Genomic DNA, 22,093 nt, shown 5'->3' with positions numbered 1-22,093 from the left:
GATGCAGAATTGTCTGCATCGGAGATCACATAAGGATATCTTTATGTCAATATGTCTTTATGCGGTAAGTTGCTAATGAAGCTTCCCCCGCCCAGCCAGCGTGGCAAAGAGCGACCGCAGACGGGCGATGTCCGGGTTTCGGTCTGCATAGCGCGCGAGCTTGCAAAGCTCCTTCAGCGCTTCGGTCTGGAGATCGGCCCCGCGCGGCTGCCACAGCAGCCAGGAGACGAACACCGCTTCCGGTCGCCCGGATTCGGAGGGATTGGTTTCAACGGTGACAAGCATGACTTCCCCAATCTGCAATTGGGGGATGACCGGACGCACGCGAGCTAAAAATTCCGCTCTCGCGGAGCAAGCGCAGCCGTGGGACACCCCGCCCATGGACGTTACAAGTTCATCAGGGCAGGTCTCCTGGCTTGCGGGTCGTTGCGGCTGTCTTGCCTTCCCGGCACGTGATCGTGCCAGTGGCATCGGCGACAGCAGCTCACCGCTTACAGTTGCGGGGGCAGCGCCGGCCTTGATGTTCCCTTGCGGGGCATCGCACCGGCTTCCCTCTTAGCTCCGGATCGAGAACGATTCGAAAGAACCCTGATGGTTTACGTTGGCCCGATGGCGTCGGTCCTGTCAATGACACAGCCGGCCTTGTCGACAGATACCGGCCGATTTCGGAACCCCTTGCTGCGCTTTGCGTTCAGCCCCTGTTCACCGTGGATTGTCTAGGGGGGATCGAATTTTTTGCCAGTTGTGCGCCTCTTGCCAAGGAGTGACCCTCTTGCCCAGCCGCCTTGTTGCAACCACCTCCCTTTGCGGCTAAAAAATGCTGTTTTCATGCACCACGCGGCCCCGATGCACATTTGCGTGTCGCCTGAGCCATATCGCGCCATGATCAAGGTGCGCGGGCTTGCGTATTCCGCCCCCCTTCAGGACTGGCGGTGGCACGCAAAGGACGCATGAAGGCGTCATGGTTCATGGTGGCGCACGAGTGAACTTCGTCCGCCGAATGCGATCCGCGATCCAGGATTGCGGCACAAATCCACGTTGCTCGAACCCAGAAACAAGCAAATGCCCCTTCACAATCGACCCCAGCCTTCGCCGCGCGAGACGGAATCCAAGCAGATCGACTACAACGATTCGATCCGGGATACCTATTTCACACTCGAAGAGCTGAGCGCCTGCGGCGAAGACCTGGCGCGTGACGGTGCAAGCACCCTGCCGGGTTTCAAGCCGTTCGAGTTTCGCGCGCGCCAGAAGGAAAACGAGCGGGAGATCTTTCGCGTCTACCAAACGATCGCCCGCGACGTCGAAGCCGGGGCCGCCATCACGCCGGCGGCCGAGTGGCTGCTCGACAACTATTATGTCGTCGAGGAGGCCGTACAGGAGGTACGCCGCGATTTTCCGCGCCGCTTCTATCGCCAGTTGCCGACGATGAAGGTTGGCGACGTCGATATCCCGCGCACGATGGCGCTGGGGTGGCTCTATGTCGCCCATACCCACAGCAGCGTCTCGCGCGACAGCCTGACGGCGATCGTCGAAGGCTTCCAGAAGATCGAGGCCTTCAAGATCGGCGAGCTCTGGGCATTGCCGTCGATCATCCGCTTCATCCTGATCGAGAACCTGCGACGGATCTCGATCCGCGTTGAGCAGTCGCGTGGCATGCGGCGCAAGGCAAATGAGATCGCCGACGAACTGATCCGGCAGAACGATCCGGAGCGGAGCGTCGTGATCCTGCGCGAGATCGAAGAGCTCGTCGCCGACAACACCTTCGTCGCCCAACTTCTCTACCGACTTCGTGACGGTCTGCAGGCCTCCGGTGCGGCGATCCAATGGCTGGAACGCCAGATCGAAGCGCGCGGCAGCGATCTCGAGGAGGTGCTTGTCGCCGAGCAGAACCGCCTGTCGTCCGGCAACGCCACGATGAGCAACCTCATCAAGAGCCTGCGCGCGATCGACGACACGGAATGGCCGGTCTGGGTCGAGAGCGTCAGCCGGTTGGACGCCGCCCTTCGTGAAGGGTCCGACTACAACGATCTCGACTTCGGTTCGCGCAACGCCTATCGCGACACGATCGAAAAACTCGCCCGCCGCTCGGGCCGGACCGAGCTGGAGGTGACCCAGACCGCGCTTGCCATGACCGCGGAGGACATGGCCGCCGGCAATGTCGCCGGCGCCCACGAGGCCAATGTCGGCGCCTATCTCATCGGGAAAAAGCACGGGCTCCTGGAACGGCGCATCGGCTACCGGCCGTCCATCCTGCAACGCATTGTCCGTTTCACGCGGGCTCTGAACTGGTTCGCAATTGCTGGGCCGGTGACACTGTTGACGCTTCTGGCGATGGTCGGGGTCTATTTCTTCCTCGATCAGATGGACATTCCCGACGGCGCCTGGCTGATCATGCTGGTCCTTTTCGCGCTGCCGGCATCGGAAGGCGCGGTCGGCCTGTTCAACACCGTCGTCACCCTGTGTGTGAAGCCGACGCGCCTGGTGGGCTACGAGTTCCGCGAGGGCATTCCGGAGGAGGCGCGCACGCTGGTTGCGGTTCCCTGCCTCATCTCCAAGCGCGACCACGTCGACGAACTCGTCCGCAACCTGGAGGTTCATTACCTCGCCAATCCCCGTGGCGAGATCTACTTCGCGCTCGTCAGCGACTGGACCGACAGCAAGGTCGAGGAGACGCCGGAAGACCTGGAAGTCCTGGAATATGCCAAGCGCGAGATTGCGCAGCTTTCGGCGCGCTATGCCTATGACGGCCGAACCCGATTCTATCTCCTGCACCGCCGCCGGCTGTTCAATGCCCAGGAAGGCGTGTGGATGGGCTGGGAGCGCAAGCGCGGCAAGCTGCATGAACTGAATTTGTTGCTGCGCGGCGACGGCGATACGAGCTTCCTGCCCGGCGCCAACATCGTACCCGACAATGTCCAGTACGTGCTGACGCTCGATTCCGACACGCGCCTGATGCGTGACGCCGCGACCAAGCTCGTCGGCAAACTGTTCCATCCGATCAACCGCCCCCAGATCGATCCGACGACCCAGCAGGTCGTCGCCGGCTACAGTATCCTGCAGCCGCGCGTGACGCCGTCGCTGACGACCGGCGACGAAGCTTCGACCTTCCAACGGATTTTCTCCGCCAATCGCGGCGTCGATCCGTATGTCTTTACGGTATCCGACGTCTATCAGGATCTCGCCGGGGAGGGCACCTTCACCGGCAAGGGTCTCTATCACGTCGATGCGTTCGAGGCGGCGCTGAAGGGGCGAATCGAGGAAAACACCATTCTCTCCCATGACCTCCTCGAAGGCTCCTACGCACGCTGCGCGCTCGTGACCGACGTCGAGTTCATCGAGGACTTCCCGATCCGCTACGAGGTGGAGACCTCGCGCCAGCATCGCTGGGCCCGCGGGGACTGGCAGCTCTTGCCCTACATATTCAAGCCCTCCAGCGGCGTCTCCATGCTCGGGCGCTGGAAGATGTATGACAACCTGCGCCGCTGCCTCATCCCGATCGGCTGGCTCGTCGCCTCGGTCATGGGCTGGTATTACATGGAGCCGCGCCAGGCCTTGATCTGGCAACTGGTGCTCATCTTCTTGCTGTTCGTGGCGCCGACTCTGTCGCTGATTACCGGCGCGGTACCGCGCCGCAGCGACATCGTCGCCCGCGCGCACCTGCAGACCATCCTCTCCGATGTCCGCGCGGCAAATGCCCAGGTGGCGCTGCGCATCGTCTTCATCGCGGATCAGGCGGCTCTGATGGCCGACGCGATCGTCCGGTCGCTCTTTCGTCTGTTCGTCAGCCGCAAGCATATGCTCGAGTGGCGCACGGCGGCGCAGGTCCATAGCTCGTCGGGCGGTGGCGTCCTGTCCTACTACATCGACATGTGGCAGGCGCCAGTGCTGGCGGCAATTTCCGTCGCGCTCGCCCTGTTCTCCGATACGGGACTGCCCTTCATCGCCATCCCGTTTGCGGCGATCTGGGCGCTGTCGCCGGCGATTGCCTGGTATGTCAGCCAGACCGCGGAGACGGAGGACCAACTGGTCGCACCCGAAGAGGTGGTCGTGGAGTTGCGCAAGATCGCCCGCCGGACCTGGCGCTACTTCGAGGAGTTCGTCACCGCCGAGCAGCACTTCCTCCCACCGGACAACTTCCAGGAATCGCCGCATCCGGTACTGGCCGAGCGTACCTCGCCGACCAATATCGGCGTCTATCTGCTGTCGGTGATCTCGGCACGCGATTTCGGCTGGATCGGGTTCGAAGAAACCGTGCGGCGCCTGGAGGAGACCGTTTCGACGATCGACGGCATGCCGAAGTTCCGCGGTCACCTTTACAACTGGTATCGCACCAATACGCTGGAAACGCTCGGGCCGCGCTACGTTTCGGCCGTTGACAGCGGCAACCTTGCCGGCCACCTGATTGCCGTGTCCTCACTCTGCCGCGAATGGGCGGAAGCGCCGTCGGCGCATCTGCATGGGAGCCTTGACGGCATCGGCGACGTCGCTTCGATCCTGTCGGAGACGCTTGCGGACCTGCCGGACGACCGCAAGACGGTGCGCCCGCTGCGCCGCCTGATCGAGGAGCGGATCACCGGTTTTCACAACGCGCTCGCTGCGGTGAAGCGCGAACACGAGTTTGCCTCGATCCGGGTGATCAACCTCGCGGTGCTGGCGCGCGACGCCAACAAACTGATTGCCAACCTCGATCACGAGATCAAGAGCGCCCAGAGCGGCGAGGTGGTCAAGTGGGCGAATGCCCTTGTAGCCACCTGCGAGGCGCACATCGCCGACAGCGTTTTCGACCTCGGCAGCATCGAGGCGCTGCGCCAGCGCCTGATCGTGCTGCGTGACCGCACCCGCGACATCGCCTTCTCGATGGACTTCGGGTTCCTCTTCCGCCCGGAACGCCGCCTGCTGTCGATCGGCTACCGCGTCGAGACGAACGAGCTCGACGAGGCCTGCTACGACCTTTTGGCGTCGGAGGCGCGCCTGACCAGCCTGTTTGCGATCGCCAAGGGGGATCTTGCGACCGAGCACTGGTACAAGCTCGGCCGTCCGATCGTGGCGATCGGCTCGCGCGGCGCGCTGGTTTCGTGGTCCGGCTCTATGTTTGAGTACCTGATGCCGCCGCTCGTCATGCAGGAGCCGCAGGGCGGCATTCTCAACCAGACGAACAATCTGATCGTCAAGGAGCAGCAGAACCACGGCAAGCGGCTTGGCACCCCCTGGGGCATCTCGGAGGCGGCCTTCAACGCCCGCGACCATGAGATGAATTACCAGTACACCAACTTCGGCGTGCCGACGCTCGGCCTGAAGCGCGGGCTCGGCCAGAACGCGGTGATTGCGCCCTACGCCTCGCTGCTTGCAAGCCAGTACGCGCCTAAAGCCGCACTGGAAAACCTCGAGGAGTTGCGCAGGCTCGGCGCGCTTGGCGTCTACGGCTTCCACGATGCGGTGGATTTCACGCCGACGCGCGTGCCCGAGGGCAAGCGCTGCGCGGTGGTGCGCAACTACATGGCCCATCACCACGGCATGTCGATTGCAGCTGTCGCCAACGTCGTCTTCAACGGCGCGCTCAGGGCGCGGTTCCATGCCGATCCGGTGATCGAGGCCGCCGAACTGCTGCTGCAGGAAAAGGCGCCACGCGACATCCCGATCATCAACACCAAGCGCGAGCCGGAAACGGTGGGCAGCACGCAGGCGGATCTGCTTCGCCCGGAAGTGCGCGAGATCGAGGATCCGATGAACGAGGACCGCGAGGCGGTATTCCTCTCCAATGGCCATTACTCGGTGATGCTGACGGCGACGGGATCGGGCTACTCGCATTGGAACGGCCAGTCGGTGACCCGCTTCCGGCCCGATCCGGCGGAGGATCGCTGGGGCACCTTCATTTTCCTGCGCGACACGGCGACCAACGAATGGTGGTCGGCGACAGCTGCGCCCAAGCGTGCCGAAGGCGAAGAGGTCAAGGCGCAGTTCAGCGACGACAAGGCCGTGTTCTTCAAGTCGGTTGGCACGCTCTTCAGCGAGGTCGAGTGCATCGTCGCGAGCGAGCACGATGCGGAAGGCCGTCGCCTGACATTGTTGAACACCGGTACCGAGGATCGCTTCATCGAGGTGACCTCCTATGCCGAGCCGGTGGTCACGACGGATGACGTCGACAGCGCCCACCCGCTGTTTGCGCGGATGTTCCTCAAGACCGAGATTGATCGCAACGGCGACGCGGTCCGCGTGCTGCGCAACAAGCGCGACCCGAACGAGCCGGACATGTGCGTCGCGCACCTGATCGTCGACAATGCCGGCGCACGCCGCACGGAAGTCGAGACGGACCGGCGCAATTTCATCGGCCGGGGCCGGAGCCTTGCCACGGCTGCTGCCTTCGATCCGGACACGCAGCTTGTCGGCACTGACGGATTTACGCTCGATCCGATCGTGGCGTTGCGTCGCGTCGTGCGCGTGCCTGCCGGCAAGAAGGTCAAGGTCATCTTCTGGACGGTCGCCGCGCCCAGCCGCGAGGAACTCGACCGCGCCATCGATCGCTACCGGCATCCCGATGCGTTCAACCACGAGCTGATCCACGCCTGGACCCGCTCGCAGGTGCATCTGCGGCACATCGGTGTCACGTCGCAGGAGGCTGCGAGCTTCCAGGCGCTCGGGCGCTACCTCGTCTATCCCGACATGCATCTGCGTGCCGACGCGGCAACGGTGCAGGCGGGCCTGACTGTGCAATCGGCCCTGTGGCCGCTCGCCATTTCCGGGGACTTCCCGATCTTCGTGCTGCGCATCAACGACGACGCCGATCTCGGAATTGCCCGCGAGGCCCTGCGCGCCCAGGAGTACCTGCGCCATCGCGGCGTGTTGGCCGATCTCGTCATTCTCAACGAGAAGGCGTCGTCCTACGCCCAGGACATGCAGCACACGCTCGAGCAGATGTGCGAGAACCTGCGCATACGCAGCCAGCCCGACGGCACGCGCCAGCACATCTTCGCCGTCCGCCGCGATCTGATGGAGGTGACCACCTGGCAGGCGCTGCTGGCGACCGCGCGCGCCGTCTTCCATGCTCGCAACGGTACGCTTGCCGACCAGATCGAACGGGCGGTGTCGCTGTTTGCGACGCCCGTTCCATCCGAGCAGGCCGATGTCCGCCACTCCGCCCCGGCGGCCAAGGTGGCGCGGACGCCGGAGCCGGTGCAGGTCGACGGCGGTTCGCTGGCCTTCTGGAACGGTTATGGTGGCTTCAACGTCGAGCGTCGCGAGTACGCGGTGAAGCTCAGGGGCGGCGAGGGAACGCCACACCCGTGGATCAACGTGATCGCCAACGAACGTTTCGGTTTCCATGTCGCCGCAGAGGGCGGAGCCTATACCTGGAGCCGCAATTCGCGCGACTATCAGCTCACCCACTGGACCAACGACCCGGTGATCAACCGGCCGAGCGAGGCGATCTACGTGAAGGATCGCGACAGCGGCGCCGTCTTCGTGCCGTTCGCCGGGCTGTCGCGCGACCCTTCGGTGCTGTTCGAGACCTGGCATGGACTTGGCTATTCCGCCTTCCGCAGCACGTCCGGCGGGCTGGAGCTCGATCTGGTCCAGACGGTGGATGTGGAGCGTCCGGTCAAGTATTCGCGCCTGATCGTCCGTAACAAGGGGCCGGCCGCGCGCAGCCTGTCTGTCTACGGCTACGTGGAATGGGTGCTCGGCAACAATCCGGCCAAGACTGCCCCGTTCGTGCTGTGCAGCCAGGACGAGGCGAGCGGGGCGATATTCGCCACCAATCCCTACAGCCTGGATTACTCGGGCCGCGTTGCGTTCTTTGCGACGACTGCGAAACTCGCCGGCGCAACCGCGAGCCGGCGGGAGTTCATCGGCCAGGAGGGCGACATCGTCCTTCCCGGTGTGCTCGCCAGCGGTGCAGCACTGTCCGGCACGATGGAAAGCCTCGGAGCGCCGTGCGCGGCGCTGATGAGTGAGCTTGAACTGGCGCCGGGCGAGGAGCAGGAGATCGTCTTCCTGCTCGGTGATTGCGATGACGTCGAAGCCGCGAGGGCGCTCGTTTCCGACGCCGCTTCGGTGACGATCGATACAGCGCTTGCCAAGATCCGCACCTTCTGGGGTGATTTCACCGGCGCCTTGCAGGTCGAAACGCCGGATCCGGCGTTGAACCTGATGGTGAATACCTGGTTGCCCTATCAAAGTCTCGGATGCCGGTTGATCGCACGGGCGGCATTCTACCAGGCGAGCGGCGCATTCGGCTTCCGCGATCAGTTGCAGGATTCGCTGGCTTTTCTCACGCATCGACCGGACCTCGCCCGCAAGCAGATCCTCAATGCGGCCTCCCGTCAGTTCCAGGAGGGCGATGTGCAGCACTGGTGGCTGCCGGAGAGCGGCGCCGGTGTGCGCACGATGATTTCGGACGATGTCGTCTGGCTCGCCTATGCGGTCGTTCAGTACTGCAACTCGACCGGCCAGCACGACATCCTGGATGAGAAGCTGACCTTCATTGAAGGGCCGCCGCTCGCGGAGGGGCAGCACGATGCGTTCTTCAAGCCCAGCCGGTCGGTCGGGTCGGCAGATCTCTACGAACATTGTGCGCGTGCGCTCGACCTGGCGATCCAGCGGACCGGCGAAAACGACCTGCCGCTGATGCTCGGCGGCGACTGGAACGACGGGATGAACCGGGTCGGCGAAGCCGGCAAGGGTACCAGCGTCTGGTTAGGCTGGTTCCTCGCAGGAACGCTGCCAGCCTTCGCGGCCATCGCGCGTGAGCGGGGTGACGCCACGCGCGCGCGCAAGTGGCTCGGCCACCTGGCAGGCCTCAAGGCGGCGCTGGAAGCAGTCGGGTGGGATGGTGCGCATTATCGCCGCGGCTATTTCGACGATGGCAGCCCGCTTGGTGCCGACGGCAACGCCGAGTGCAGGATCGATTCGATTGCCCAGTCCTGGAGCGTGCTCTCCGGCGAGGGCGACAAGGAGCGGGCCCAACTGGCCATGGATGCCGTGCTCGGGAAACTGGCGGACGAGCAGACCGGCATCATCAAGCTCTTCACGCCGCCCTTCACAAAGGGGGTGCCGGATCCCGGCTACATCAAGGGCTACCCGCCGGGTGTACGCGAGAACGGCGGTCAATACACCCACGCGGCAACCTGGGTGGTGATGGCGCTGGCGATGCAAGGGCGGGCGGATGACGCCTGGAACTGCCTGGACATGCTCAATCCGGTCAATCACTCCGCGAGCCGCGAGGCTGCCGACCTGTACCGAGTAGAACCCTATGTCGTCGCCGCCGACGTTTATGGCGAAGGCGATCTCAAGGGCAGGGGGGGCTGGACCTGGTACACCGGCTCGGCCGGCTGGCTGTATCGCGTGGCCGTGGAAGGAATTCTCGGCATCCGCAAGCGAGCCGGCCGCTTGGTCGTCGAACCCGCCCTGCCGTCCGACTGGCCGGGCTTCTCGGCGGTGGTGCGTTGCGACGGCACCGAGCACCGGATCCGTGTCGAGCGAACCGCAGATGGCAAGGTCGTCGCGCACATTGACGAGACGCCCGTGCCGACGGAGGAAGTCGAGGTCACGGCTTAAGACCAGCTCCCGGCCGCAGTCCAAACGTGCAGAAAGCCGCGCAGGCGGCTTCCTGCGTCACGATCCTCAATTGGCCGCGCTGCGTTGTCATAGACGACGTGTCTCCCAGCAGATCCCGGCCTCCGCAGGCGTGTCCACGCCCTCTTGGTCGCGGTCCATTCGCTGAGACAAGTGCAGAGTTGCCGAGTTGCCGGCGCCTCTGACGATCGCATTCCAGAACATCTATGTCGGGTCTTCGTCCTCCCTCGGCGGCCGGTGGATCGGAGGCGCGTTGCATGGGAGCCCCTACCCATCGCGGCCAGGGTTCAGATGGAACAGATCGGCCGGCATTTTGCGGCCAGAAGCCGCTCCTGCTGTCGAATCCAACCTTGCCGACCGGCAAGGTACTCTTGCTTGCGATGCCAGCTTTGTCCGCCCGCTTAGACGTGGCACCCATACGATCCAGCGCGCCGTCTTTGCCGATCGCCATTGCGGAAGCGGTCGGCCGATATGGGTTCCGCCTTGCGGCTCCAGCCTGACACTGGTTGCAACGAATGCCGGGAAGCTGCCGACCCGTCGAATCGATCGACGCGTATTGCCACGAACGAAGCCGGCGCACGTCTGGGTGACGTGCGCCGGCCGAAGTTCGCAGTTTTGCCGGTCGATCAGGCGGCCGTGTAGCTCTTGCGGACGTCTTCGTCGGTCAGGATGCCGCTCGCCCGCAGCAGGGCGGCAAACCGGCCGTTGCTCTGGCTGAGATCCTGGAAGCTGCCCATCTCGGCAATTTGGCCGTGGTCGAGGAAGAGCACCATGTCGGCTTCCCGGACAGTGGAAAGGCGATGCGCGATGATGAAGGTCGTGCGGTTCTTGCGCAAATTGTCGATCGCCGCCTTGACGCGCGCCTCGGTCTCGACGTCGAGCGCACTCGTCGCCTCGTCCAGCACCAGGATTGGTGCATCCTTGAGGATGGCACGCGCGATGGCGATGCGCTGGCGCTCACCGCCGGAAAGCCGGTTGCCGCGCTCGCCGACATGGGTGTCGTAGCCAGCCTGGCGTGTCCGGATGAAATCGCCTGCTGCCGCCGCTTCCGCAGCTTCCATCACCTCTTCCAGCGTTGCGCCGTCCCGGCCGAGTCGGATGTTGTCGGAGATCGAGCGGTTGAGAAGGCCGGCATCCTGGAAGACGGTCGCGATCGAGCGGCGCAGCGACTTGCGCGTCACCGTCGAGATGTCGACGCCGTCGATCAGGATTTCACCCTTCTGCGGGTCATAGACGCGCTGGAGCAGGTTGACGAGCGTCGTCTTGCCGGCCCCGGTCGGACCGACGATCGCAACCGTCTGGCCGGCTTCGGCTGTGAACGAGATGTCGCGCACGCCCTGCGTCGCGTTGGCGAAATCGAAGCTGATATTGCGGAATTCCACCTTGCCGCGGACGTCGGTGAGTTCACCGGCGTTGGACGGCTCTTCGCGGTCCTTGACGGCGTCCTCAAGCGAGAAGAAATCCTCCAGCTTGGCGCGCGCCTCGAAGATCTGCGTGGCAAACTGCTTCATCTGGTCGAGGCGGCCGATCAGAAGGCCGGCAAAGCCGATGAAGGCGATGACGTCGCCGACACGCAGTTCCCCGCGCTGCACCAGGATGGTGCCAATCACGAGAATGGTCATCATCGAGATGGTCGAGGCTATCCGGTTCAGTGCGCTTGCCAGTGCCCACCAGTCGAGCACGGGAAACTGGGCGTTGATCAGTTGCTGCGCGAACTGCTTCAACTGCTTGGTTTCTGCCTCGATGCGGTTGTAGCTGTGCACGACCGAGACATTGCCAATCGCGTCGGACACGTGGGAGAAGACGGTGTGATAGTGGCCCTCAACGGAGGTCTGGCCATCACGCGTCCGGTCCATCACCACCTTGCCGATGAAGACATAGGCGGCGCCCAGCACCACCAGGACCAGCGACAGCCGATAGTCCATGGCAAATGCGGTCGGGACCAGCAACACCAGCGCCACCGCCGTTGCCAGATGCGTGCGCATGAACTCCAGCCACAGGCCGAACAGCGTTTCGCAGGCGCGCAGGAGCGTATGCAATGCGTTGGAGGTGCCGCGCTGGCTGTGCCAGGAGAGCGGCATCGAAATGATCCGGCCGAAAGCCTCGGTCAGGAGGCTTGCCCGCCGGCCGTGCGCCAGGCGGTCGGCCTCACGCGCGACAAGGACGAAGGCAATCGTGTTGAAAACGCCGAAGCCGGCCCACATCAGGAGCATCGGGGTGACATTGCCCTTGTTCGATATGGCGTCGATGATCTTGCCGAACAGGATTGGTTCGGCAATGGCGATCACCGCCAGCACCACGTTGGCAACGACGATAGAGGACACGCGAAGTCTGTAGACGGACAGATAGCTGAGCGCCCGCGCGTAAACCTGAAACAATGACACTTCGAAACCCTTTCGCGGTCCTGATTGGGCGCCGTTTCGTCGTTCGTTCGACGCGCGCGACGCGGTACGGCCCTGGTCCCTGGACGGCAGTCACCCCGGGGACATTTCCAGCGATTGCGGGATGCTATGTGCCTGTCGATGAATGGACGCTGAACGGTCCGTTGCCAAATCGGTTTATCTTGATAAACGAGGAGGGTGGCGGACGTTTTGTCCGATGAAGCTCGCGCTGCGGGCCACGATATTATGGTACATATGTATTGGGAGGGGCCGCGTGGCCGGTCAATTTCATAATGAACATCAATCTTCTCGTTCAGTTCATCGGATTGATCGATGAACTTACGCATCGGAATGAACTCATAGCAGAGTTCGAAAGGCTAATTGAGCTCTACGGCTTCGAGTACTATGGGGTGATCCGACAGGTTCGGCTAAGCGACGACCCGATGGATCTCGTTCTTTCCGGGCGTTGGCCGGATCGGTGGCCCGAGATCTATATTCGCAAGAAGTACATCATCATCGACCCGACGATCCTTTACATGGGCCAAGCCCGCGGTGGATTCCGCTGGCGGGATACAGTCGCGGCCTTTCGGACCAACCCGCACCGAAAGCGGATGGAGCGGATGATCGTCGACGCTCGCAACCATGGACTGGAGGACGGCTACATCTTTCCGGTGCATGCCCGCCGTGGCCTGGTCGGCAACATCACGCTTGGCGGAAAGCCGGTGGATCTGCATCCCATCGAGATGGGCCTGTTCGACTGCGTGGCGAAGAAAATGTTCTGGAAGCTGCAGAATGCCGATGGCACCGAGAAGCCTGACGTCGATGTTAACTTGACGCGGCGTGAGATGGAGGCGCTAGGTCATCTTGCCGACGGCATGACATCGCATGAGATTGCCCGCGTGCTTTCGATCTCGAACCACACGGTCGACTGGTACATGACCGGCATTCAGGAGAAACTGAATGCCAAGAACCGCCATCATGCGGTTGCGCTGTCATTCCGGTTGGGTCTGATCTCCTGACGTCGCAAATCGTCAGGTGGCGATATCAAATTTGGGCTTTTATTTTGGACGCGCTGGTGATTTTCTTCGCAGGCGCAGCATTCCTGTGTTCAAGTCTATGAGGAGTCCGACTTGCCCATCTCGAAGATCCTGGTCGCCAACCGTTCTGAAATCGCCATCCGCGTGTTCCGCGCGGCCAATGAACTGGGGCTTAAAACGGTGGCGATATGGGCCGAGGAGGACAAGCTCGCACTGCACCGCTTCAAGGCGGATGAAAGCTATCAGGTCGGTCGCGGGCCACACCTTGCCCGCGACCTCGGCCCGATCGAGAGCTACCTGTCGATCGACGAGGTGATCCGTGTCGCCAAGCTGTCCGGCGCCGACGCTATCCATCCGGGTTACGGCCTGCTGTCGGAGAGCCCGGAATTTGCCGAGGCATGCGCCGCAAACGGCATCACCTTCATCGGTCCGAAGCCGGAAACGATGCGCCAGCTCGGCAACAAGGTGGCCGCCCGCAATCTGGCGATTGCGGTCGGTGTTCCCGTGGTTCCGGCGACCGATCCGTTGCCCGACGACATGGACGAAGTCGCCCGCATGGCCGAAGAGATCGGCTATCCGGTCATGCTGAAGGCGTCCTGGGGTGGCGGCGGGCGCGGCATGCGGGCCATCCGCGATCCGAAGGATCTCGCCCGCGAGGTGACGGAAGCCAAGCGCGAGGCGAAGGCCGCCTTCGGCAAGGACGAGGTCTATCTGGAAAAACTGCTCGAGCGGGCGCGTCACGTCGAGAGCCAGATCCTCGGCGACACGCACGGCAACGTCGTACACCTGTTCGAACGCGACTGCTCGATCCAGCGGCGCAACCAGAAGGTCGTCGAACGGGCCCCGGCCCCCTATCTCAGCGAGGCGCAGCGGCAGGAAGTCGCCGCCTATTCGCTGAAGATCGCCGAGGCGACCAACTATGTCGGCGCCGGCACCGTCGAGTACCTGATGGATGCCGACACCGGCAAGTTCTACTTCATCGAGGTCAACCCGCGCATCCAGGTCGAGCACACCGTCACCGAGGAGGTGACCGGCATCGACATCGTCAAGGCGCAGATCCACATCCTCGACGGCTTTGCGATCGGCACGCCGGAATCGGGCGTGCCGAAGCAACAGGACATCCGCCTCAACGGCCACGCGCTGCAGTGCCGCATCACCACCGAGGATCCGGAGCAGAACTTCATTCCCGACTACGGCCGCATCACCGCCTATCGCGGCGCCACCGGCTTCGGCATTCGCCTCGACGGCGGTACCGCCTATTCCGGTGCGGTGATTACCCGCTTCTACGACCCGCTGCTGGAAAAGGTGACGACCTGGGCGCCGACCGCCGACGAGGCGATCCGGCGCATGAACCGGGCGCTGCGCGAGTTCCGCATCCGCGGCGTGGCCACCAACCTGACCTTCCTCGAAGCGATCATCGGCCATCCGCGGTTCCGCGAAAACAGCTATACGACGCGGTTCATCGATTCGACGCCGGAACTGTTCCAGCAGGTTCGCCGCCAGGACCGTGCGACGAAGCTGTTGACCTATCTGGCCGACGTGACCATCAACGGTCATCCGGAGACCAAGGGCCGGCCGAGGCCGCCGGGCGACGTGGCCCGCCCGGTCGTGCCCTTCTCCGAGGGGTCGATCGCCGCGGGCACGAAGCAGAAGCTCGATGAACTCGGACCGCGGAAATTTTCCGAGTGGGTGCGCGCCCAGCCCCAGGTGCTGATGACCGACACGACGATGCGCGACGCGCACCAGTCGCTGCTGGCGACCCGCATGCGGACCTATGACATCGTCCGCATCGCCGAGACCTATGCGCGCACGCTGCCGCAGCTGTTCTCGCTCGAATGCTGGGGTGGGGCGACCTTCGATGTCGCCATGCGCTTCCTCACCGAAGACCCCTGGGAGCGCCTCGCCATGGTTCGCGAGGGCGCGCCGAACCTGCTCTTGCAGATGCTTCTGCGCGGCGCCAATGGCGTCGGCTACAAGAACTACCCGGACAATGTCGTAAAATACTTCGTCCGCCAGGCGGCAAAGGGCGGGATCGACGTCTTCCGCGTCTTCGACTGCCTGAACTGGGTGGAGAACATGCGCGTGTCGATGGACGCGGTGGTCGAGGAGAACAAAATCTGCGAGGCGGCGATCTGCTATACCGGCGACATCCTCAACGCCGCCCGGCCGAAGTACGACCTGAAGTACTACGTGGCCCTTGCGGACGAACTGGAAAAGGCCGGGGCGCACATCATCGCCGTGAAGGACATGGCCGGCCTTTTGAAGCCGGCCGCCGCCCGCGTGCTGTTCAAGGCGCTGCGCGAGGCGACCGACCTGCCGCTCCACTTCCACACCCACGACACCTCAGGCATTGCCGCCGCCACGGTGCTTGCGGCCGCCGACTCCGGCGTCGACGTGGTCGATGCGGCGATGGACGCGCTGTCCGGCAACACCTCGCAGCCCTGCCTGGGCTCGATCGTCGAGGCGCTGCGCGGCTCGGAGCGCGACTCCGGCCTGGATCCGGAATGGATTCGCCGCATCTCGTTCTACTGGGAAGCGGTGCGCCACCAGTACGCGGCCTTCGAGAGCGACCTGAAGGGGCCGGCCTCCGAAGTCTATCTGCATGAAATGCCGGGCGGCCAGTTCACCAACCTCAAGGAGCAGGCGCGTTCGCTGGGGCTGGAGACCCGCTGGCACGAGGTGGCGCAGGGCTATGCCGACGCCAACCGCATGTTCGGCGACATCGTCAAGGTGACGCCGTCGTCGAAGGTGGTGGGCGACATGGCGCTGATGATGGTCAGCCAGGACCTGACCGTCGCCGACGTGGAAAACCCCGGCAAGGACGTTTCCTTCCCCGAATCGGTCGTCTCCATGCTGAAAGGCGATCTCGGCCAACCCCCGGGCGGCTGGCCGCAGGCGCTGCAGAAAAAGGTGCTGAAGGGCGAGGCCGCCTACACCGAGCGCCCGGGCTCGCTGCTGCCGGACGCCGACCTCGACGCCGAACGCAAGGAGATCGAGACCAAGCTCGAGCGCAAGGTCAACGATTTCGAGTTCGCCTCCTACCTGATGTATCCGAAGGTCTTCACTGACTATGCGCAGGTCGCCGAGACCTACGGTCCGGTCAGTGTCTTGCCGACGCACGCCTACTTTTACGGCATGGCGTCGGGTGAGGAACTCTTCGCCGACATCGAGAAGGGCAAGACGCTCGTCATCCTCAACCAGACACAGGGCGACGTCGACGAGAAGGGCATGGTCAAGGTGTTCTTCGAGCTGAACGGCCAGCCGCGCCCGATCAAGGTGCCGGACCGCAACCGCGGCGCATCGAGCGCCGTCCGCCGCAAGGCGGAGGCGGGCAACGCCGCGCATCTTGGCGCGCCGATGCCGGGCGTCGTCTCGACAGTTGCGGTCGCGGCGGGCCAGTTGGTCAAGGCCGGCGATGTGCTCCTGTCGATCGAGGCGATGAAGATGGAAACGGCGCTGCACGCCGAGAAGGACGGCGTGATCGCCGAGGTGCTCGTGCGTGCCGGCGACCAGATCGACGCCAAGGATTTGCTGGTCGTGTTCGGATGACCGGCAGGGGGCAGCCCCGCCGCTGTCCCCGCTTTCCCTTTCAACCGTGCGAGGAGACCAACGCTGCGTCTCCTCGTGCAAACCAGTGGGTTCATGGCAGATGAATTATACGATCCGCACCGCAGACGTCGGCGATCTTCCCGCCATCAACGAGATCTATCGCGAATCGGTGCTGCACGGTGTCGCCACCTACGAAATCGATCCGCCGCCGCCTGAGGAGATGCACGCCCGCTTTTCCGCGATTACCGGCCAGGGGTATCCCTATATGGTTGCCGCCGATCGGCAGGGCCGGATTCTGGGCTATGCCTATGCGTCGGCCTTCCGCACGCGCGCGGCCTACAGTTGGCTGGTGGAGGATTCGATTTACCTGGCACCGGAAGCGCGCGGGCGAGGCATTGGCAAGGCTCTGCTTGCCGAACTGATCGCGCGCTGCACGGCACTTGGATTCCGGCAGATGGTCGCCGTGATCGGGGGTGCGCATCCGGCTTCGATCGCCGTCCACCGGGCGACCGGATTCGAGCACGGCGGCCTGATGAAGGCGTCCGGGTTCAAGCACGGCCGCTGGCTCGATACGGTGATCATGCAGCTTGCGCTCGGCGAGGGGGCGTCGAGCCATCCCGCATCGGACGTTCATCCAGCCATGAGCGGGAAATGAACAGCGTCTAGAGCGCGTCGCAATCCTTCAGGTTCGCTTGCCGCGCTTCAGGTTGTTTTTCATTCGCATGTCATTGTCCCGAAACCAGTTCTCACGTTCGGGAGACTTGCTTTAAGTCTTGATGAGCTTCAGTGCCTTGTCGAAAACCCTGAGAACCTGTTCAAGCTCGTGGCCGCGCTTGAGGATCATTCCGTGGGCGTTGAGCACGCAGTAGGCGCCCTGCTTGGCGGCGAGCTTGGGATTCTTCTCGACACGATAGAGCGGCATCTCGCCGGAGCGCTTGAAAATCGAGAAGATTGCCTTCTCATGGGTGTGGTCGATCGCATAGTCGCGCCACTCGCCCTCACCGACCATACGCCCGTAAATCCTGAGGATCGCGTCCAATTCCCTGCGATGAAAAGTGACCGGGACAGGGTCTTTGTTGCTTCGGTATTCCCGGAGGTCGACGACAACATTCGACCCCTGGGCACCGGCCACTCCCGGCGACGAATCCGGCTGATCAGTCATCGAGACTCCGCTTCGACTGCGACAGGACGATGACAGTGTGCCCTACCTGAACCGAAATGCAAGCGCTTAAGCCGCTTGCCTGGGCCGAGACGGCGCGCCTTCGCTCGCGCCTTGCCTTGCCGCGCCGGAGGCGCAACCCTGCGGATGGGCAAACCCACCTGCAGGGTTCGCTGCGCTCGCTGCGTGATCGATCGCGGCCGGTTCAACCACGCCGCGTCATGCCGTCCATCCGTGTTAACAACTGCGGCGACGCAAAAATCGAAGATGCCGCAATTCAGACAAAACCGCGCCCAAATTTTCGGGGAAAGTCGAATCGCTGCCCCGCAGCCGAGCCGCTTTGCATGTGCGGGAAATCGGCCGGCCACTGGGGGTGTGCGTCGAAGCTGTTCCTGTATTCCGTTGCCGGAAGCTTCGTCAAGGTCCGGTCCGGCGTGTCTTCGAACCCTCAAGCCCCAGCCCCTCGAAGAACCCGGCCGGACCGCTCCAAAATCGCGAAGCTCAGCGGTGACTTGCAGTCTCCGACACCGGACCATTCGTCACGACGGCGGCGCCAAGGATTGCGCCGGGCGTATCGGCCGTCTTCATCCGCTGCAGCAGGATGGCGCAACCGCCGTTGCCCATGCGGTTCAGAAGGCTGGCCGGCAGCACTAGGCTCGTTTCCTTCCCCTCCCACATGCCGACCGTTTCGATGTTGGTTACCGCGTGCCAGTAGTCGACCCGTCGTCCCCGGTTTTCGCCGTCCTCGATGTCGACCGCCTTCTCGCCGTCGAAGTAGGCAATGACGACGTTCGCCTTGCCCTCGCCGCTGCCGATGCGGATTCGCATTTCGTCCTGGACGATGTCGGCGGATACGTCGACCGACAGGCCGTGTCCTTGCGTGCTTAGCGATTGCAACTGATTGCGAATTTGCGTGAGATCGCCGCCATTGACGTGTTCGCGTCCGTTGATCACGGCCTGCGGAGTGTAGACGCTACCGCGGCCAAACATCCGCGCATAGGAATATTGCCGCTCGGTGTTCTCCTTGGTCGACATCGTGTCGGTCCAGCCGAGATAGTTCCAGTAATCGACGTGGTAGGCCAGCGCCACGACGTCGCCCTCGCGGATCAATGTCTCCAGCGCCTTGTCCGCCTTCGGGCAGGATGAGCAGCCCTGGCTGGTGAAGAGCTCGACCACGCCTTTGGGCTTGTCGTCTGCCACGGCAGCCGTGCCTGCTGTGGAAACGGCAAGCAGGCACGAGAGGCAACCAAGAATGACCAGTCTGGGCATGAATCTTTCCAGGAGATGCAGCGAACGGCCGCTTGTCGGCCACCGTCATACCCGCTTGCCCAGTCAACAGGAAGTCACGATGGAGTGAAAGTCATACGATTGGAGAGTGTTCCGGAAAATAAAATGCCGGGGCATCGGCCCCGGCACCATATTGGCTGAAGATTCAGTCGAAATCAGGCGGCGAGATCGCGCAGAACCGTCTGCAGGATGCCGCCGTTGTTCATGTAGGTGACCTCGTCCAGCGTGTCGATGCGGCAGAGGATCGGAACCTCCTTCACCGAGCCGTCGCCGTAGGTGATCTTGGCAACCTTCTTCTCACGCGGCTTGATCTCGCCTTCGAGGCCGTCGATCTCGACGAGCTCGTCGCCCTTGAGATTGAGGCTGGCCCAAGTCGTGCCTTCCTCGAAGACGAAGGGCACGACGCCCATGCCGACGAGGTTGGAGCGGTGGATGCGCTCGAAGGACTGCGCGATCACGGCCTTGACGCCGAGAAGGTTGGTGCCCTTCGCCGCCCAGTCGCGCGACGAACCGTTGCCGTATTCGACGCCGGCGAAGATGACGAGCGGAACGCCCTCTTCCTTGTACTTCATCGCCGCATCGTAGATCGACATCTCTTCCTTGGACGGATAGTGGATGGTGTAGCCCCCCTCCTTGCCGTTCGGGCCGAGCATGTGGTTGCGGATGCGGATGTTGGCGAAGGTGCCGCGCATCATCACCTCATGGTTGCCGCGGCGCGTGCCGTACTGGTTGAAGTCGGCAACGCCGACGCCGTTCTCAAGAAGATAAGCACCGGCCGGCGAAGCCGCCTTGATCGAACCGGCCGGCGAGATGTGGTCGGTGGTGATCTTGTCGCCGAAGAGACCGAGGACGCGCGCGCCCTTGATGTTCTTCAGGCCCGAGCCCTTCTTGCCCATGCCGACGAAGTAGGGCGGGTTCTGCACGTAGGTCGACTTGTCGTCCCAGGCATAGGTCTGCCCGGCCGGAACCTGCACCGCCTGCCAGTTGGCGTCGCCCTTGAACACGTCGGCGTACTTGGACGCGTAGAGTTCGCGGGTGACATACTTCATGATGAAGTCCTGGATCTCCTTGGAGGAGGGCCAGATGTCCTTCAGGTAGACCGGCTGGCCGTTCTGGTCCTCGCCGATCGGCTCCTTGGTGAGGTCCTTCTGGACCGAGCCTGCGAGCGCATAGGCGACGACGAGCGGCGGCGAGGCCAGGTAGTTGGCCTGGACGTCCGGCGAGATGCGGCCCTCGAAGTTGCGGTTGCCGGAGAGAACGCCGGCGGCGATCAGGCCCTTGTCGTTGATGGTCTTCGAGATCGGACCCGGCAGCGGGCCGGAGTTGCCGATGCAGGTCGTGCAGCCGAAGCCGACGAGGTTGAAGCCAAGCGCGTCGAGGTCCTTCTGCAGGCCGGACTTGGCCAGGTATTCACCGACCACCTGCGATCCGGGGGCCAGCGAAGTCTTGACCCACGGCTTCGTCTTCAGGCCCTTGGCGACCGCGTTGCGGGCCAGCAGGCCGGCGGCGATCAGCACCGACGGGTTGGAGGTGTTGGTGCACGACGTGATGGCAGCAATCGCCACGTCGCCATGGCCGAGATCGAAGTCGGTGCCTTCGACCGCGTAGCGGTTGGACAGCTGGCCAGGCTTCTTGTAGTCGGCGTCGAGAGCGGCGGCGAAGTTCGGCGCGATCGTCTCGAGGGGCAGGCGGCCTTCCGGACGCTTCGGGCCGGCCATCGAGGGCACGACATCGCCAAGGTCGAGTTCGAGGGTGTCGGTGAAGACGAGGTCGGAGCCGTCACCATCGCGCCACATGCCCTGCGCCTTCGAATAGGCTTCGACGAGCGCGATCCGCTGTTCCTCGCGACCGGACATGGTCAGGTAGTTGATGGTCTCGGAGTCGACCGGGAAGAAGCCGCAGGTCGCGCCGTATTCCGGGCCCATGTTGCCGATGGTGGCACGGTCGGCGAGCGTCATGTTGTCGAGGCCGGGGCCGAAGAATTCGACGAACTTGGAGACGACGCCCTTCTTGCGCAGCATCTGCACGACGGTGAGCACGAGGTCGGTGGCGGTGACGCCTTCCTTCAGCTTGCCGGTCAGCTTGAAGCCGATGACTTCCGGCAGCAGCATGGAAACCGGCTGGCCGAGCATGGCCGCCTCCGCCTCGATGCCGCCGACGCCCCAGCCGAGAACGCCGAGACCGTTGATCATCGTCGTGTGGCTGTCGGTGCCGACGCAGGTGTCCGGATAGGCGATCGTCTCGCCATCCTCTTCCTTCGTCCAAACGGTCTGGCCGAGATATTCGAGGTTGACCTGGTGACAGATGCCGGTGCCGGGCGGAACGACGCGGAAGTTCTTGAACGCCTGCTGGCCCCACTTCAGGAAGCGGTAGCGCTCGCCGTTGCGCTCGTATTCAAGCTCGACGTTGCGGGCAAAGGCGGTCGCGGTGCCGAACTCGTCGACGATGACGGAGTGGTCGATGACGAGGTCGACGGGCACGAGCGGGTTGATCTTCTCCGGATCACCGCCGAGCGCCTTGATGCCGTCGCGCATCGCTGCCAGGTCGACGACGGCGGGGACGCCGGTGAAGTCCTGCATCAGCACGCGTGCCGGGCGATAGGCGATCTCGCTCTCGACGAGGCCCTTGTTGGAAAGCCAGGCGGCGACGCTTTCAATGTCCTTCTTGGTAACCGAGCGGCCGTCTTCGTTGCGCAGCAGGTTCTCGAGCAGCACCTTCATCGAATAGGGCAACTTCGACACACCCGGAAGGCCGTTCGCTTCGGCCTTCGGAAGGCTGTAGTAGACATAGTCGACGCCGTCGACAGTGAGGGTCGAGCGACAGTTAAAGCTGTCAAGGGACTTGGACACTGGATACCCCGTTCCGCTGATCGCCAAAGCTTGACGTACGAACGCCCGTGCGCCGGAGAGGCGCGAATTGGGATGCGGGTGCGGTCATTTCCGCTGTCCGTACGCGGAAATCATTCCGTGTTCGGCGCTAGGATGAAAATCACGCCGACCGCTGGCGTGTTGCCGGCCTTATAGATAATTTCTAAGGAACGATCCAGAGCGCCTGCCCGCGGATCGGGAGAATTTTTTTGCATTGCGACCAAGGTCGTAAAGGGGAAGTGA

General features: G+C 63.4%; 9 protein-coding genes and 1 riboswitch. Of the genes, 4 read left to right on the top strand and 5 right to left on the bottom strand.

Features of this window, described 5'->3' with window-relative positions; translation table 11 throughout:
• Positions 1 to 72 precede the first annotated feature (72 nt).
• The gene (locus J2Y48_RS04905) at positions 73 to 285 is read right to left on the bottom strand and encodes a hypothetical protein (protein WP_310413600.1); all 213 of its coding nucleotides are present in this window, start codon (positions 283 to 285) and stop codon (positions 73 to 75) included.
• Between the two features lie 98 nt (positions 286 to 383).
• A riboswitch (cobalamin riboswitch) is annotated at positions 384 to 606 on the bottom strand.
• Between the two features lie 456 nt (positions 607 to 1,062).
• Here J2Y48_RS04905 and J2Y48_RS04900 point away from each other — a divergent pair.
• The gene (locus J2Y48_RS04900) at positions 1,063 to 9,552 is read left to right on the top strand and encodes a GH36-type glycosyl hydrolase domain-containing protein (protein WP_310413597.1); all 8,490 of its coding nucleotides are present in this window, start codon (positions 1,063 to 1,065) and stop codon (positions 9,550 to 9,552) included.
• 644 nt (positions 9,553 to 10,196) lie between these two features.
• Here the strand turns inward: J2Y48_RS04900 and J2Y48_RS04895 are convergent.
• Positions 10,197 to 11,954, bottom strand: coding sequence for a glucan ABC transporter ATP-binding protein/ permease (locus tag J2Y48_RS04895; RefSeq protein ID WP_310413594.1), 1,758 nt, complete (start codon positions 11,952 to 11,954; stop codon positions 10,197 to 10,199).
• Positions 11,955 to 12,244: 290 nt separating this feature from the next.
• Here J2Y48_RS04895 and J2Y48_RS04890 point away from each other — a divergent pair, with 290 nt between their 5' ends.
• From J2Y48_RS04890 to J2Y48_RS04880, 3 genes are all read left to right on the top strand, one after another.
• Complete coding sequence (locus J2Y48_RS04890; RefSeq protein WP_310413591.1) at positions 12,245 to 12,970, top strand: LuxR family transcriptional regulator; 726 nt, start codon at positions 12,245 to 12,247, stop codon at positions 12,968 to 12,970.
• Positions 12,971 to 13,081: 111 nt separating this feature from the next.
• Positions 13,082 to 16,537: a pyruvate carboxylase gene (gene pyc / locus J2Y48_RS04885; RefSeq protein WP_310413587.1), complete on the top strand. Its 3,456-nt coding sequence runs from the start codon at positions 13,082 to 13,084 to the stop codon at positions 16,535 to 16,537.
• A 100-nt stretch (positions 16,538 to 16,637) separates the two neighbouring features.
• Positions 16,638 to 17,192 (top strand): N-acetyltransferase family protein, encoded by a 555-nt coding sequence (locus tag J2Y48_RS04880; RefSeq protein ID WP_310413584.1) that lies wholly within the window; start codon positions 16,638 to 16,640, stop codon positions 17,190 to 17,192.
• A gap of 111 nt (positions 17,193 to 17,303) precedes the next feature.
• On the opposite strand, the gene J2Y48_RS04875 is transcribed toward J2Y48_RS04880, so the two are convergent.
• The 3 genes from J2Y48_RS04875 to acnA form a co-directional block, all read right to left on the bottom strand.
• On the bottom strand, positions 17,304 to 17,699 hold the full coding sequence (locus J2Y48_RS04875; protein ID WP_310413581.1) for a DUF2794 domain-containing protein: 396 nt from the start codon (positions 17,697 to 17,699) through the stop codon (positions 17,304 to 17,306).
• 498 nt (positions 17,700 to 18,197) lie between these two features.
• On the bottom strand, positions 18,198 to 18,965 hold the full coding sequence (locus tag J2Y48_RS04870) for a thioredoxin family protein (RefSeq protein WP_310413577.1): 768 nt from the start codon (positions 18,963 to 18,965) through the stop codon (positions 18,198 to 18,200).
• A gap of 173 nt (positions 18,966 to 19,138) precedes the next feature.
• The gene (acnA, locus tag J2Y48_RS04865; RefSeq protein ID WP_310413574.1) at positions 19,139 to 21,832 is read right to left on the bottom strand and encodes an aconitate hydratase AcnA; all 2,694 of its coding nucleotides are present in this window, start codon (positions 21,830 to 21,832) and stop codon (positions 19,139 to 19,141) included.
• Positions 21,833 to 22,093 lie beyond the last annotated feature (261 nt).

The sequence above is a fragment of the Mycoplana sp. BE70 genome, assembly GCF_031455855.1.
GTDB lineage: Bacteria > Pseudomonadota > Alphaproteobacteria > Rhizobiales > Rhizobiaceae > Mycoplana.
Note: the sequence above shows the minus strand (reverse complement) of the source record. Positions and strands in the feature narration are given on the sequence as shown.

What these genes read in the sequence shown, in the direction of transcription:
- J2Y48_RS04905 (WP_310413600.1), bottom strand. Translation starts at nt 285, where the DNA reads ATGCTTGTCACCGTTGAAACCAATCCCTCCGAATCCGGGCGACCGGAA.
- J2Y48_RS04900 (WP_310413597.1), top strand. Translation starts at nt 1,063, where the DNA reads ATGCCCCTTCACAATCGACCCCAGCCTTCGCCGCGCGAGACGGAATCC.
- J2Y48_RS04890 (WP_310413591.1), top strand. Translation starts at nt 12,245, where the DNA reads ATGAACATCAATCTTCTCGTTCAGTTCATCGGATTGATCGATGAACTT.
- J2Y48_RS04880 (WP_310413584.1), top strand. Translation starts at nt 16,638, where the DNA reads ATGAATTATACGATCCGCACCGCAGACGTCGGCGATCTTCCCGCCATC.
- J2Y48_RS04875 (WP_310413581.1), bottom strand. Translation starts at nt 17,699, where the DNA reads ATGACTGATCAGCCGGATTCGTCGCCGGGAGTGGCCGGTGCCCAGGGG.
- J2Y48_RS04870 (WP_310413577.1), bottom strand. Translation starts at nt 18,965, where the DNA reads ATGCCCAGACTGGTCATTCTTGGTTGCCTCTCGTGCCTGCTTGCCGTT.